General features: G+C 63.0%; 15 protein-coding genes. 2 read left to right on the top strand and 13 right to left on the bottom strand.

Features of this window, described 5'->3' with window-relative positions; translation table 11 throughout:
- The first annotated feature begins 7 nt into the window (after nucleotides 1-7).
- The gene (gene flgL / locus CRO06_RS13230; RefSeq protein WP_097058620.1) at nucleotides 8-1,201 is read left to right on the top strand and encodes a flagellar hook-associated protein FlgL; all 1,194 of its coding nucleotides are present in this window, start codon (nucleotides 8-10) and stop codon (nucleotides 1,199-1,201) included.
- A 159-nt stretch (nucleotides 1,202-1,360) separates the two neighbouring features.
- On the opposite strand, the gene fliR is transcribed toward flgL, so the two are convergent.
- The 13 genes from fliR to fliF form a co-directional block, all read right to left on the bottom strand.
- A complete protein-coding gene (fliR, locus tag CRO06_RS13225) occupies nucleotides 1,361-2,152 on the bottom strand; it encodes a flagellar biosynthetic protein FliR (protein WP_022995662.1) in 792 nt (263 codons plus the stop codon).
- Between the two features lie 3 nt (nucleotides 2,153-2,155).
- Complete coding sequence (gene fliQ / locus CRO06_RS13220) at nucleotides 2,156-2,425, bottom strand: flagellar biosynthesis protein FliQ (RefSeq protein WP_014995753.1); 270 nt, start codon at nucleotides 2,423-2,425, stop codon at nucleotides 2,156-2,158.
- A gap of 13 nt (nucleotides 2,426-2,438) precedes the next feature.
- Nucleotides 2,439-3,197, bottom strand: coding sequence for a flagellar type III secretion system pore protein FliP (gene fliP, locus CRO06_RS13215; protein WP_022995661.1), 759 nt, complete (start codon nucleotides 3,195-3,197; stop codon nucleotides 2,439-2,441).
- The gene (gene fliO, locus CRO06_RS13210) at nucleotides 3,194-3,619 is read right to left on the bottom strand and encodes a flagellar biosynthetic protein FliO (RefSeq protein ID WP_097058619.1); all 426 of its coding nucleotides are present in this window, start codon (nucleotides 3,617-3,619) and stop codon (nucleotides 3,194-3,196) included. Before fliO ends, fliP begins: the two co-directional genes overlap by 4 nt.
- 3 nt (nucleotides 3,620-3,622) lie before the next feature.
- Nucleotides 3,623-4,138 carry a flagellar motor switch protein FliN gene (fliN, locus tag CRO06_RS13205; RefSeq protein WP_022995659.1) on the bottom strand — a complete coding sequence of 172 codons (516 nt, stop codon included), beginning with the start codon at nucleotides 4,136-4,138 and terminating at the stop codon, nucleotides 3,623-3,625.
- Entirely contained in the window at nucleotides 4,131-5,162 is a 1,032-nt protein-coding gene (fliM, locus tag CRO06_RS13200; RefSeq protein WP_022995658.1) for a flagellar motor switch protein FliM, read from the bottom strand. The genes fliN and fliM overlap by 8 nt, the downstream gene beginning before the upstream one ends.
- A gap of 42 nt (nucleotides 5,163-5,204) precedes the next feature.
- On the bottom strand, nucleotides 5,205-5,672 hold the full coding sequence (fliL, locus tag CRO06_RS13195; RefSeq protein ID WP_031228450.1) for a flagellar basal body-associated protein FliL: 468 nt from the start codon (nucleotides 5,670-5,672) through the stop codon (nucleotides 5,205-5,207).
- 284 nt (nucleotides 5,673-5,956) lie between these two features.
- Entirely contained in the window at nucleotides 5,957-7,021 is a 1,065-nt protein-coding gene (locus CRO06_RS13190) for a flagellar hook-length control protein FliK (protein ID WP_097058618.1), read from the bottom strand.
- Between the two features lie 17 nt (nucleotides 7,022-7,038).
- The gene (gene fliJ, locus CRO06_RS13185; protein ID WP_022995655.1) at nucleotides 7,039-7,494 is read right to left on the bottom strand and encodes a flagellar export protein FliJ; all 456 of its coding nucleotides are present in this window, start codon (nucleotides 7,492-7,494) and stop codon (nucleotides 7,039-7,041) included.
- The gene (fliI, locus tag CRO06_RS13180) at nucleotides 7,491-8,849 is read right to left on the bottom strand and encodes a flagellar protein export ATPase FliI (protein ID WP_022995654.1); all 1,359 of its coding nucleotides are present in this window, start codon (nucleotides 8,847-8,849) and stop codon (nucleotides 7,491-7,493) included. Before fliI ends, fliJ begins: the two co-directional genes overlap by 4 nt.
- Complete coding sequence (gene fliH / locus CRO06_RS13175) at nucleotides 8,846-9,556, bottom strand: flagellar assembly protein FliH (protein WP_026948654.1); 711 nt, start codon at nucleotides 9,554-9,556, stop codon at nucleotides 8,846-8,848. Before fliH ends, fliI begins: the two co-directional genes overlap by 4 nt.
- Nucleotides 9,549-10,565, bottom strand: coding sequence for a flagellar motor switch protein FliG (fliG, locus tag CRO06_RS13170; RefSeq protein WP_014995743.1), 1,017 nt, complete (start codon nucleotides 10,563-10,565; stop codon nucleotides 9,549-9,551). The genes fliH and fliG overlap by 8 nt, the downstream gene beginning before the upstream one ends.
- A complete protein-coding gene (gene fliF / locus CRO06_RS13165) occupies nucleotides 10,552-12,246 on the bottom strand; it encodes a flagellar basal-body MS-ring/collar protein FliF (protein ID WP_097058617.1) in 1,695 nt (564 codons plus the stop codon). The genes fliG and fliF overlap by 14 nt, the downstream gene beginning before the upstream one ends.
- A 265-nt stretch (nucleotides 12,247-12,511) precedes the next feature.
- On the opposite strand from fliF, the gene fliE reads away from it, so the two are divergent.
- On the top strand, nucleotides 12,512-12,829 hold the full coding sequence (fliE, locus tag CRO06_RS13160) for a flagellar hook-basal body complex protein FliE (RefSeq protein ID WP_097058616.1): 318 nt from the start codon (nucleotides 12,512-12,514) through the stop codon (nucleotides 12,827-12,829).
- Nucleotides 12,830-12,854: the final 25 nt, after the last annotated feature.

Here is a 12,854-nt window from a genome sequence, read left to right as displayed (position 1 = left end):
CATCGTTATGCGTATCAGTACGGTGACCATGTTCGAACAAAGCATGACTTCCATGAATCGTCAGCAGGCCGACTTCATGAAAGTCAGTCAGCAAATCGCTTCCGGACGCCGCGTGGTCAATCCCTCCGATGATCCCCAGGCCGCTTCCCAGGCTGTGCGCGTGGCGCAATCTCTGGCGCTTACCGAGCAGTATGGCGACGCGCGGGTCAGTGCCCGCAATGCGCTGTCCCAGGAAGAGAGTGTGCTGAACAGCGTTAGCGATTCAATCACTCAGGCCAAGACGCTGATCCTGCAGGCGGTGAACGGCACGCTCAGCGATGCCGATCGCGACTCCGCCGCCAGTGAGCTGCGCGGGATCTATGAAACGCTGCTGGGCCAGGCCAACGCCACCGATGGTAACGGCCGTTATCTGTTCGGCGGCTACCAGGACGACAGTCCGCCGTTCGTCAAAAACGGGGGCGGCGTGGATTATGTGGGGGATACCCAGGTACGACAGCAGCGCATTGATGCCTCCCGTTTGATGCCGGTATCCGATAACGGTGAGGACATCTTCCAGAGTGTGCATACCAGTGCCGGTTATCTGGCTCGCGCCGACGGCGGCAACAGCGGGTCCCTGACGTTCACCGGGCCGGACGTGGTCGACGTCGACGATCCGGACTTCGGCGGCGCCTTTACCATCGAGTTCGCCGACGACGGAACCGACATCACCTACACCGTCAACGGCGGCGCGCCACAACCCTACCAGGAAGGCGAACCGATCCGCTTTGGTGGTTTTTCCATGACGCTGGAAGGCACGCCGGCGGACGGTGACAGTATCGCGGTGGATAAAGCCGCCGACATGGATCCGGATTTGTTCGCTACCTTTGAGCGAGCTCTGGCGGTGCTGGAGAATCCGGCCTCCACCGACGCGGAGAAAGCCGCGCGTACCAATACCCTGAATAACGCGTTGCGCGAACTGGATAACGGCCTGGACAATGTCCTCACCGTGCGAGCCTCGGTCGGCGCCCGCCTCAACGAACTGGACGTGGTGGATACGGTGGCGGAGAACCGCGCCCTCAACTACGAGCAGACCATGTCCGATCTGGTTGATCTGGATTATGTGGAGGCGATTTCCGAGTACGTGCTTCGCCAGGTCGGTCTGCAGGCCGCTCAACAGAGCTTCATGGGCATCAAGGGGATGTCCCTGTTCGACCGGATGTAGCAGGCGGGCCAGTTTCCCATGGCGCGATCCGCGGCGCCGCTGTGGGAGCCTGCCAGCAGGCGAAAGGGCTGTCTTCCGGGACTGTCCTGATATTCGCCTGCAGGCAGGCTCCCACCGAGGCTTCGTAGTTACCTCTGAATTGATCTTTCCAAAGATCTCTCAAACGGGAGAGACCATGCGCTCCAGCAGATGCTGCAAAACGCCCAATCCTTCCCCGAACAAGCCCTGAAGAAAACGTCCCAGATCCCCCATCAGCACCGTAAGCAGGAACAGACCCAGGGTCAGTGACAGCGGGAAGCCCACCGAAAATACCGTCAGCTGAGGCGCGGAACGATTAAGGATGCCGAGCGCCAGATTGGTGATCAGCAGGGCGCAGACCAGAGGCAGTGCCAGCATCAGGCCGGATGCGAAGACAGTGCCGCCATAGCGCACCAGCAGTTCGAAGGCATCGCTATTGAGCCCGGCCAGTCCTACCGGCAGGGTCTGAAAACTGCCCGCCAGGGTGTCGATGACCATCAGATGGCCGTTCACCGCCAGAAACATCAGCAGCGTTATCATGTACAGAAAACGCGACACAATCATGGTGTTGGCGCCGGTATCCGGAGCCACGAAGGTGGCGAAGGCGAGACCCATTTGCAGCCCGATAAAATCGCCGGCGGCCATTACCACCGCGAACATGACCCGCAACACCAGTCCCATGGCCACGCCGATCAGCACCTGCTCCACCGACACGCCGAGGCCGGCCCAGGACAGCACCGGAATCGCCGGTGGCGCTGGCAGATGGGGCACGATCACGATGGTGATCAGCAGGCCCAGGCCAATCTTCATCTGCCGGGGCACGCTGGAGTGGCCGAGCAGCGGCGCGGCACTGAAAAACGCCAGAATGCGCAGAAACGGCCACCAGAAGGCGGTCAGCCAGGCGTGCAGCTGATCGAAGGTGACCTGGATCATGGATCAGGACAACAGCAAGGGCAGGTTCTGAAACAGCTCGCGGGTAAAGTCGATGATCAAATGCAGCAGCCATGGACCGGCCAGCACCACCACCGCGAACACGCCGAGAATCTTTGGAATGAACGACAAGGTCATTTCGTTGATCTGGGTGGTGGCCTGAAACAGACTCACCAACAGGCCGATCACCAGCGCGGTGATCAGCAGCGGCGCCGCCAGCATCAGCGTTACCATCATGCCCTGATAGGCCAGGCTCATTACCGCTTCCGGGGTCATGGCGTTTCTCCGTTCAGACGAAAAAGCTTTGCGCCAGCGAGCCGATCAGCAATTGCCAACCGTCCACCAGCACGAACAGCATCAGTTTGAAGGGTAATGAGATGGTGGCCGGCGGCACCATCATCATACCCAGCGCCATCAGTACACTGGCCACCACCAGATCGATGATCAGAAACGGAATAAAAATGGTGAAGCCGATCTGAAACGCGGTCTTCAATTCACTGGTCACGAACGCGGGCAGCAATACGCGAAGCGGCACGTCCTCCGGCCCATTCAGGTCCTCCGCCTTGGCCAGCCGCGCGAACAACGCCAGATCGGGTTCCCGGGTCTGTGCCATCATGAATTCCCGGAACGGCTCACTACCCACACTGAGCGCCTGTTCGAAGCCCATTTCATCGTTGGATAAGGGGACCCAGGCTTCCTGGTAAACCCGGTTCAACACCGGCGACATAATGAAAAAGGTGAGAAACAGAGTCAGTCCGAGCAGCACCTGGTTGGGTGGCGCCGACTGGGTGCCCATGGCCGTGCGCAGCAGACTGAACACGATGATGATGCGGGTGAAGCAGGTCATCATCAGCAACAGAGCAGGCAGGAACGCCAGACTGCTGAGCAGTAACAGCGTCTGCAGCTGGATCGACCATTGCTGGCCGCCGTCGGCAGTGGGCTGGCTGGTGAGACCGGGGATGCTGGCCTGAGCCCAGGACAGATTGGACAGGACCAAACCTGACACTAACAGGACCGCCAACAATAGCCGGCGCGGGCCGCGTTTCATGATCCGATCCCGCCGCTTTTGCCGTTGCCGCGAAGGGTTTTTTTTCCGTTAGCGCTGAGTGCTTTGGCGAAGCGGGCGGCGAAGCTGGTGCCTTCGTCGCCGGCATCGATTGACTCGTCCGCGGAGGCGGCCCGCGTCGGCGCGGGCATTTCATGAACCTTATTGATGCCGCCGCCGCCAACGCCGAGTACCAGCCAGGTGCCTTCCACTTCCACCACCACCAGCCGTTCCTTTGGACCCAGCGCGCGACTGCCGACCACCTTCAATGTCTGACCCTGTCCGGGCAGGCCGTTGAGGCGGCGCAGTAGCCAGGCGCACAACAGAATAATGGCGACGATCAGCAGTAGCGCGAACGCCGTCTTGCCGATCATGGCCAGTCCGATCCAGCCTTCACCATGTTGTGCCAGGGGCTCGGTGCTCATGGTTCAGCGATTCAGCTTCTGTACCCGCTCGGACGGGGTGACGATTTCGGTGATGCGGATGCCGTAGCGATCATCCACCACCACCACCTCGCCCTGGGCGATCAGGTAACCGTTGATGAGAATGTCCATCGGCTCGCCGGCCAGACCATCGAGCTCAATCACCGACCCCTGAGCCAGCTCAAGCAGCTGTTTGATGGTGATGCGGGTACGTCCCAGCTCCACCGTCAGCTTGACCGGAATGTCCATGATCATTTCCAGATCACGGGGGCCGGAGCCGATGCCGGTCTCGCCTTCCAACGGTTTGAATACCTGGCCGCCGGCATTGCGGGTGGCGTCGCCGCCGTTGTTACCGTTGCCCTGGTCGTTGCCGGGTGCCGAGGACTGCTGTTCGGCCAGGGCTTCGGCCCAGGGATCATCCTCGCCGCCGCTGTTCTGTTCGTTCAGCGCTTCGGACCAGAGGTCATCGTGGTCCGGCTTCTCCGGTTGATCCGGCTGATCGGGTTTGTTGGGATCACTCATCTTCGGATTCCTTGGGTTGCGGCGTGGACGCTTTGACGAACGGGGAGGTCGAAGGCGGGCCGGTGTGATCGATCATGCGCACCACGCGCAACGCCCGCTGGTCTTCACGGCTGCCGTATTCACACTCCATGACCGGAACACCGTCCACATGGGCGCGCACGCTGTCCGGTAATTCGATGGGCAATACATCACCTTGCTTCAATGCCATCACGTCCGCGATGCGGCTGGCCACGGAAACGAACTCCGCCACCAGCTCCACTTCGGTCTGGCGTAACTCGCCGGCCATCCGCCGGGTCCAGCTTTGATCGCCTTCACGGCCGTTGGGCCCCAGGTTGGTCAGCACATCGCGCAGCGGCTCGATCATCGAGTAGGGGATGCACACCTGAAAATCGCTGGCCAGATTGCCCACTTCCAGATGGAAGGTGGTATTGACCACGATCTCGTTGGGGGAGTTGGTGATGTTGGCGAACTTGGCCTGTATCTCCGAACGCAGGTATTGGACATCCAGGGCGAAGACCGTGCTCCAGGCTTCCTGGTAAGCGTCGATGGCGAGGCGCAGCACCCGGCGAATGATCCGCTGTTCGGTGTTGGTGAATTCCCGGCCCTCGGATCGGGTCAGAAAGCGGCCGTCGCCGCCGAACAGATTGTCCACCACCATGAATACCAGTCCCGGAGGGAACACCACCAGGGCGGTGCCACGCAGCGGCTTCATGGCAATCAGGTTCAGGTTGGTGGGGACTGGCAGATTACGGGCGAAGTCCTTGAAACTCTGATAGCGCACTGAATCCACGGTAATGTCGGCGCTGCGCCGGATCAGGTTGAACAGCGCCACGCGAAAATGACGCGCGAAGCGCTCGTTGATGATGTCCAGGCTGTGCAAACGCTCCCGGATCACCCGATGCTGCGAGGCCGGGTCGTACGGCTTGACGCGCGATTCGTCGGCTTTGGCGCTGTCGTCATCGCCGCCGGGGCCATTCAGCAGGGCGTCGATTTCTTCCTGGGACAGCAGATCGTCTTGGGACATGGCGTTATCGTCAAGCGGCGTCGGTGAATATCGGAAGGCGGCTCATTGGACAATGAACTCGGTGAACAGGACGTCGTCCACCCGCAGGGTCGGCTGGCCGTCCACCAGCTCTTCTTCGAACAGGGCGAGGATCTTTTCGATCAACGCTTCCTTCCCTTCCGGCGTCATCATCTCCTCCGCCTTCTGGCCCGAGGTCAACAGCAGCAGCCGGCTGCGCACCTGGGGCATGAAGTCATTGAGGAAGTCCTCTGTGGTGCTGTCGCCTACCTGCAAGGATATTCCCGCATACAGCAGATGGCGCCCACAGAGATCGTCGCGCAAGTTCACCGTGAAGGGGGCGACTTTGACATAGATCGGCGAACGGGCGGTCTGCACCACTTTCGCCGCGAGCTTGTTGTCGCTGCTCTTGTCCATCAGCAAATAGACGTTGGCCGCCGCCAGAGAGGTGGTCATCACCAACAACGCGGCGATCAGCCACACCAGTTTCCGTGAACCTGTTTTTTCGGCCATGCTCATCCGCCTGATCAACTACTCCTCACGCCGCCGAGTATGCCGCCGAAGACGCCATGACCATGGCCGGAATAGAACGCGCTAATGGGGTTATCTCGGGGTTTTAGCGGTGGGGAGAAGGCTGGCGGTGCACCAATCTTTGCTGAAGCAGCTTCCCACCGATCGGTCTATGAAGCCGCTGTGGGAGCCAGCCTGCTGGCGAATGCGGGCTTCTGGTGCCGGGATATTCGCTTGCAGGCAAGTTTCCACAGCGGCTTCGTCAGTGTGCTGATGCGTCCGGTATTTCAAGCGTACAAATCCACTCCCTGACTGACCGATACGGTGCGAACCGGAGAGCCGGCGGTTTCGAGGTCTTCGGCATCGGCCAGCATGACGCTGGAGGTGGCACCGGATTCCGTTTGCGCGAAATGGGACGGTTGCTGTTGTCCCGGTTGCTGATCGCTAACGCTTGCCTCCCCCAGGTTGATGCCTTGTTGCGCCAACGCTTCGCGCAATTGCGGCAGCGCCTGCTCCAGGGCCTGGCGGACCTGGCCATGGGCGGAGAAGAACTGGGCCTGGGCGCCCTGGTCATCCACCTTGAGTGAGACCGACAGCGGCCCCAGCTCCGCCGGATGCAGATGCAGTTCGACCCGATGTTCACCACGCTGTTGCCATTGCGCCAATTGCAACCCCAGCTCTTGTCCCCAACCCGGCTGGCCAACGGTGGTGGAAATGGTGGCGCTGGTCGTAACCGGCGAGGCCGGCACCGGTGCCGTGGCGGAATGGGAGCGCTCGGTACCCGGCGTGTTGAGTATTGGGGGCTCAGCGCCGGAGAGTGTCACCGCCGGCCGGGACAGGTCCGCTGATTCCGTCGCGGCCATGGTTTGTGGCAAGGCCGGCGCGGGGCCTTGATTGTCCGGCTTGATGGGCTGGCCCTCCGCCGTGACCGGAGACGGGGAGGTAATCACCGGTGGCATCCTGGCTTCACGTGATTCGGAACCCGACGGCGTGTTGTTGTCGGCGGGCGCCGTCGGGATGGCGGTTTGCACCACCGGCGCCAGCAGCGCCGTCATCGCTTCCGGATCGTCTCCGGAATCACTGTCGGTGGCGTGCTCCGGCAAGCGTTGCTGTTGACTCTTGGCTTCACCGAGCAGGGGCGCGCGCAGTGCCTGACTGAGTGCGTCGTCGGTCAGGGGGGCCAGCGCCGTGGTGGTGGGAGCGTTTGTCTGGATACCGGCCTGGGTCGGCGGGGCGGCGTTCTGGCTCAGCAACCGCAAGGCCGTGGCGAAGTCCGCGCCTTCGGCGGGAACGGCGTTCGTGGCGGGTTTCAGGCCACTGCCGGGCAAGGTCAACAGAGATTGAATGTCCATGGGGTTCCTCCGACTTTTCAGGTCGCCGTGCCGGGTAACCGGCGTTGGTGCAGGTTGCTGGCGATGTCATCGGTTTGCCGCCGTTCCTGGCGGTGCTCCCGATGTTGTTGCTGTTGTTGCCGCCGTGTCGCCAGAGTGTCAAACGAGGACAGCCGCTGTTGCCGTTGACGCCAATGGTCCTGACCGGCATCGATGGCGCGTTGTTGTTCGCACAGTACCTGCCGCGCCTGTTCGATGGCCTGATCCAGGGAGGCCAGGAAGCGGCGATAGGTATTCAGCGTCAGTGTATCCATACCCCGGGCGAGAGCGTCCTGTAACCGGCCGGCGTACTCATTGCGGTAATTCTCCAGTGTGGACAATTGCGCGGCGGTGTTTTGCTGGCCGCGCCGGGCTTCGGCCAGGCTGTGTCCGGCCTGGTCACGGGCCTGGCGGGCCTGCTCGATCAAAGTGTCCAGCGGCGACGATGATGTCATGGCGGATCTCCGATCAGGTGGGACAAGGCGCCGTGGGCGTCCTGCAGCCCGGCGCATTCGTTGATGTCCTGGCGCAGTAGCGCTTCCAGGCGCGGATACAGCTGCACTGCTTGATCCAGCTGCGGATCGTGGCCGGGGCTGTAGGCGCCGACGCCGATCAAATCGCGGTTGCGCTGATACAGGGAAAAAAGCTGTTTGAAGCGCTGGGCCCGGCGTAGCTGGGCGGCGGGCACCAGTTGCGTCATGGCCCGGCTGATCGAGGCTTCAATGTCGATGGCCGGGTAATGGCCGGCTTCGGCCAGGGAGCGCGACAGCACCACGTGACCGTCGAGAATGGCACGGGCGGCGTCGGCGATCGGATCCTGTTGGTCGTCGCCCTCGGTGAGCACGGTGTAAAAGGCGGTGATCGAACCGCTGCCGGGGGCGCCATTACCGGCCCGTTCCACCAGCCCCGGTAACTTGGCGAACACCGACGGCGGATACCCCTTGGTGGCGGGCGGCTCGCCGATGGCCAGGGCGATTTCGCGCTGCGCCATGGCGTAGCGGGTCAACGAATCCATGATCAGCAAGACGTTATGTCCGGCGTCCCGAAAGCCCTCCGCCAGCCGGGTGGCATAGGCGGCGCCCTGCAGGCGCTGCAACGGTGAGGTATCCGCCGGCGCCGCCACCACCACCGCCCGGCGGCGGCCTTCGGGGCCGAGAATATGCTCGATGAATTCCTTGACCTCGCGGCCCCGTTCGCCGATCAACCCCACCACGATGACATCGGCGCTGGTGTAGCGGGCCATCATTCCGAGCAGTACCGATTTGCCCACGCCGGAACCGGCGAACAGGCCCATGCGTTGTCCCCGGCCGATGGTGAGCAAGGCGTTGATGGCACGGATGCCGACGTCAATGGGCGTGTCGATGGGAGCGCGGTCCATGGGGTTGAGCGGGGCGCTGTCGAGACCGCCATGGGGACAGTCACCGAGCGTCGCGCCGCCGTCCAGAGGCACGCCGTTGCCGTCCACCACCCGTCCCAACAGGGTTTCACCGAGCGGGAAACGGCGTGTGCCGCCTTCGTCGGCGAGCGGCAGTACCCGGGCTCCTGGTGTCAGCCCGTGCAGTTCCGCCAGGGGCATCAGATACAACCGCTCGCCGGCGAACCCCACCACTTGGGCCTCGGCGAAACCACGCCCGGCCAGCTCGATACGGCAGCCGCTGCCGAGGGGAATACGCAGGCCCACCGCTTCCAGCACCAAACCGGTGGCCCGTACGATGCGGCCGCTTTCCCGGTAGGGGGGCGTGCTGGTCAGGCGCTGACCGACCCGTTGCAGGGCTTCGCGCCAATGGTCGTGGTGGGCGGCGGCGTTCATGTTTCGTTCTCGCGCGGCTGGCGCCGCAGTTTGGCCAGCAGCATGTCCCAGCGGCAGGCGCGGCTGGCATCCCGTTCGCCGGCATCGCCGGTGACCCGGCAGCCGCCCCGTTGCAGGTCCGGGTCGACCCGGGCTTGCCAGCCGGCGGCGGTCAGTTCCACGGCCAGGTGCTCTTCCACCAGGGCCAGATCATCCGGGTGCAGCCACAGGCGTGGATGGGCTCCCAGTTGCGGTTCCTGATGGAGCAACTCGCGGACCAGGGCCAGCACCTGCTCCGGTTTGGCCGCGAGCGCCTCGCCGGCCAGTTGCCTGCCCACCGCCAGGGCCAGATCGACAAGGTCGTCGGCGATCTGCCGATCCAGGGTCTGGACCGCGTTTTGAAACTGGGCGGCGAGTTCGGCCAAGGGGGCGAGACTGGCCGCCGCTTGCTCCCGTGCCTGTTGCTCGCCGTCGCGACGGCCCTGCTCCAGGCCCTGGCTGTACCCCTGTTCCTGGCCGGCCTCGAAACCGGCCTGGTGTCCCTCCTGATAGGCCTGGTCGCGAACCTGTCGGCGCAAGGCGTTCAGTTCGGCGCGGGCGTCGAAGTTTTTATCCGCCGGGCGTTGCGGCTGGGCGGCTCTATCTCCCGGACGTTCGGCCCGCGGGCGTTCCAGATCGCCCATTCGCCAGCGTTGCCAGGAAGTCTTTGGCGCGGTCGAATCAGACATAAAGGTCGTCCCCGCCGGACAGCACGATATCGCCGTTGTCGGCGAGGCGGCGCACTACCTGCAGAATGGCTTTCTGTTCGTTCTCCACCTGCGATACCCGGATCGGCCCGCTGGCTTCCATGTCCTCGCGCAACAGCGAGGCGGCACGCTGGGACATGTTGCGCAGGAATTTCTCGGTGAGCGCTTCCTCGGCGCCTTTGAGGGCCACCATCAGCGACTTGGTATCGATTTCCTTGAGCAGCAGCTGGATGCTGCGGTCGTCCAGTTCCAGCAGATTCTCGAACAGGAACATCTCGTCGATGATGCGCTGGGCCAGATCCTCGTTGTGGGCGCGCACGGTTTTGATCACCGCCTCTTCCTGGCTGGAATTCATCAGGTTGAGAATCTCGGCGGCGGTGCGCACCCCGCCCATCTTGCTGCGCTTGAGGTTCTGACCATCGAGCATGCCGCCCAGTACCTCGGTGAGCTCCTGCAACGCCGCCGGTTGCACGCCGCTGAAAGTGGCGATGCGCAGCACCACGTCGTTGCGCAATTTCTCGTCGAACTGCTCCAGCACATCGGCGGCCTGGCGCCGCTCCAGATGAACCAGAATGGTGGCGATGATCTGCGGATGTTCATCGCGAATCATCTCCGCCACCACGTTGGCGTCCATCAGATTGAGCGCGTCGATACCGGAATTGCCGGCGTGCTGTTCGAAAATATCCTCGAGCAGACTGGAGGCCCGTTCCTGCCCCAGCGCCTTGACCAGCACCGAACGGATATGATCGGTGGAACGCAGGTTGAGGGCGGCGAACTGTTCCTGCTCGTCGTAGAAATCCTCCAGCACCTGGTGCATTTCCTCATGGGAAATATGCTTCAGGCCGGCCATTTCCTGACTAATGTCCTGCACCTCACGGGCGGACAGGTGACGGAACACCTCCGCGGCGCTGTCTTCATCCAGGGCCAGCAAAAGGATGGCGGCGCGACGGGCCCCGCTGGCGGTACGCGCGCTGCTGTCAGGTCGGCTCATTACGGTTCATCCAACTACGCAGAATCATGGCCACCATGGCCGGATCGTCCCGGGCCAGGTCCTGCAGGTCCTGCAAATTGCTTTCGTACATCAGGGTCTTGCGCCGCTGGCGCCGGCGCCGGGCCACGGCTTCTTCCGGATCCGGATCATCGTCCTCGTCGTCGCCGACCACGGCGGAGACATTGCCCCCCGCCGCCGGCTGTGGGGGAGCGGCCGGGGTGGCGGTGTAGCGCTGTATCAACGGACGCAGGATCAACCGGTAGAGCAGCAGGGCGGCCAGTGCCACCAGAAGATAGCGGCCCAGACCCAACGCCAGATCCACCCACTGCGGTGATTGCCACCAGGGCCTTTCCTCGAATGGCTCGGACAAGTCGGCGAACGGGCTGTTGACCACTTCCAGGCCGTCGCCACGTTCCGCCGAGAACCCCATGGCGTGCCGGGCCAGGTCGGTGATGCGGTTGAGTTCCTCGTCACTCAGCGGTGCCAGTTGAACGGTGCCGTCCTCGCCGGTCTTTTCCCGGTAGTTGAGTACCACGGCCACGGAAAGGCGCTGAATGCTGCCCTGATGATGCTGGGTGTGGGTGACGTTGCGATCCAGCTCGTAATTGATCAGATCGTCCTGGCGGACACGCTGGGGCGGGGCGTCTTCTTCATCGTCGTTGCCGTCGGCATCGTTGTTGATCGGCGAGGCGGCTTCCCCCGGCGGCGTGTTGCTGAGCGCCCCGGGGATGCCACTGGCGCCGCCGTCCGGATCTTCATAAACGGCGTTGATACGCTTGCTGCGAATCGCCGCCGGATTGCCGTTCTGGTTCGGGCCGTAGCGTTCCTCGGTTTCCTCGCGGCGGCTGAAATCGATCTGCGCGGTGACCTGGGCCCGCACATTGCCACGGCCGAGAATCGGCTCCAGGATTTTTTCGATGCGCTGTTGATAGGCGCGCTCCACTTCCTCGGTATAGCGCAGGCGGGTGCCGTCGAGGTCATGGCCGGGACCGGTTTCGCGGGACAGCAGGCGGCCGCTTTGGTCCACCACGGTGACGTCTTCCGGCGCCAGTTCGGGTACGCTGCTGGCCACGAGATGGACCATGGCATTGACCTGGGCGTCGCCGAGCGCGCGGCCGGGTTGCAATGTCAGTACCACCGAGCCCTTGGCGGGCTGGCGGTCGCGAATGAATACGGAAGGCTTGGCCAGCGCCAGATGAACCCGGGCCCGTTCCACCGGGCCCAGTGCTTCGATGGATCGGGCCAGTTCGCCTTCCAGGCCACGTTGGAAGTTCACCTGTTCGGCGAACTGGCTGACACCGAACGCCTGCTTTTCCATGATGTCCAGGCCCACGTTGCCGCCTTCCGGCAGCCCTTGTTCCGCCAGTTGCAAACGCAACTTGTGCACCTGGTCGCCCGGCACCAGCAGGGCCTGGCCGCCTTCACTGAAACGATATTGCACGCCCTGCTGCTCAAGGGCGGCGATGATCCGGCCACCGTCCGCTTCGGTGAGGTTGCTGAACAGCACTCGATAAGTCGGCGCGCTCGCCCACATCAACAGCGCGGCGACGATCGCCACCACAGCCGCTCCCGCCACCAGCAATGGAATCAAGGGATTGGCGCGCAGTCTGGCCAGCCAGGGCGCCAGTGGACTGGCCTGGCTGGCCGCCGCGTTGGCATTACCGGTGGACGCCCCGCTCATGACGGCAGGGTTCCCGCTGCAAAGCGGTGCGCGGGGCCGCGCCGGGGACGCTGTCGATGCAGAAAAACGCGATACATGATCACCCTTGCCTAACGTATGGTCTCTTGCCGGAACGGGCTCATGGAGCCGTGGGCTTTGCCATTATGCGTAGAGCGCCGCCACGCAAAGGCGAGAAAAGCCTGTCTTTTTGTCGTCAATTACCGGCATGGCCATCCGTCGCCTCTTGCTAGTCTGGGTGCCATCAGGAAAACCGGAGAAAGTGACAATGAGTACGCCGGAGATTCAATCCGTACTGAGCCAGATGCGGCAGCTGGCCGCCGACGCCGGCGGTGTGTCCCGTTCCGGATTCACCGACGGACGTGGCGGTTTTGCTGGAGAGTTGCGCGCATCGCTGGAGCGGATCAATGGTCTGCAACAGGCCGCCGGTGAACAGGCGAGAGCCTTCCAGGCCGGAGATCCGAACGTGTCGTTGCCACAGGTGATGGTGGATTCGCAAAAGGCCAGCGTGGCGTTTGAAATGGGTGTGCAGATGCGTAACCGGCTGGTGTCCGCCTATAAAGAAATCATGAACATGCAGGTGTGAGGAAGTGCATCGAGGCCAAAGCCGT

Source organism: Alloalcanivorax xenomutans, assembly GCF_900217905.1.
Classification (GTDB): Bacteria; Pseudomonadota; Gammaproteobacteria; order Pseudomonadales; family Alcanivoracaceae; genus Alloalcanivorax; species Alloalcanivorax xenomutans.
Note: the sequence above shows the minus strand (reverse complement) of the source record. Positions and strands in the feature narration are given on the sequence as shown.

Bases quoted from the DNA above. Each gene is read 5' to 3' on its own strand.
- flgL (WP_097058620.1), top strand. From the start codon at position 8: ATGCGTATCAGTACGGTGACCATGTTCGAACAAAGCATGACTTCCATG.
- fliR (WP_022995662.1), bottom strand. From the start codon at position 2,152: ATGATCCAGGTCACCTTCGATCAGCTGCACGCCTGGCTGACCGCCTTC.
- fliE (WP_097058616.1), top strand. From the start codon at position 12,512: ATGAGTACGCCGGAGATTCAATCCGTACTGAGCCAGATGCGGCAGCTG.
- fliI (WP_022995654.1), bottom strand. From the start codon at position 8,849: ATGAACGCCGCCGCCCACCACGACCATTGGCGCGAAGCCCTGCAACGG.
- fliO (WP_097058619.1), bottom strand. From the start codon at position 3,619: ATGAGCACCGAGCCCCTGGCACAACATGGTGAAGGCTGGATCGGACTG.
- fliG (WP_014995743.1), bottom strand. From the start codon at position 10,565: ATGAGCCGACCTGACAGCAGCGCGCGTACCGCCAGCGGGGCCCGTCGC.
- fliQ (WP_014995753.1), bottom strand. From the start codon at position 2,425: ATGACCCCGGAAGCGGTAATGAGCCTGGCCTATCAGGGCATGATGGTA.
- fliP (WP_022995661.1), bottom strand. From the start codon at position 3,197: ATGAAACGCGGCCCGCGCCGGCTATTGTTGGCGGTCCTGTTAGTGTCA.
- fliL (WP_031228450.1), bottom strand. From the start codon at position 5,672: ATGGCCGAAAAAACAGGTTCACGGAAACTGGTGTGGCTGATCGCCGCG.
- fliF (WP_097058617.1), bottom strand. From the start codon at position 12,246: ATGAGCGGGGCGTCCACCGGTAATGCCAACGCGGCGGCCAGCCAGGCC.
- fliM (WP_022995658.1), bottom strand. From the start codon at position 5,162: ATGTCCCAAGACGATCTGCTGTCCCAGGAAGAAATCGACGCCCTGCTG.
- fliN (WP_022995659.1), bottom strand. From the start codon at position 4,138: ATGAGTGATCCCAACAAACCCGATCAGCCGGATCAACCGGAGAAGCCG.
- fliJ (WP_022995655.1), bottom strand. From the start codon at position 7,494: ATGACATCATCGTCGCCGCTGGACACTTTGATCGAGCAGGCCCGCCAG.
- fliH (WP_026948654.1), bottom strand. From the start codon at position 9,556: ATGTCTGATTCGACCGCGCCAAAGACTTCCTGGCAACGCTGGCGAATG.
- CRO06_RS13190 (WP_097058618.1), bottom strand. From the start codon at position 7,021: ATGGACATTCAATCTCTGTTGACCTTGCCCGGCAGTGGCCTGAAACCC.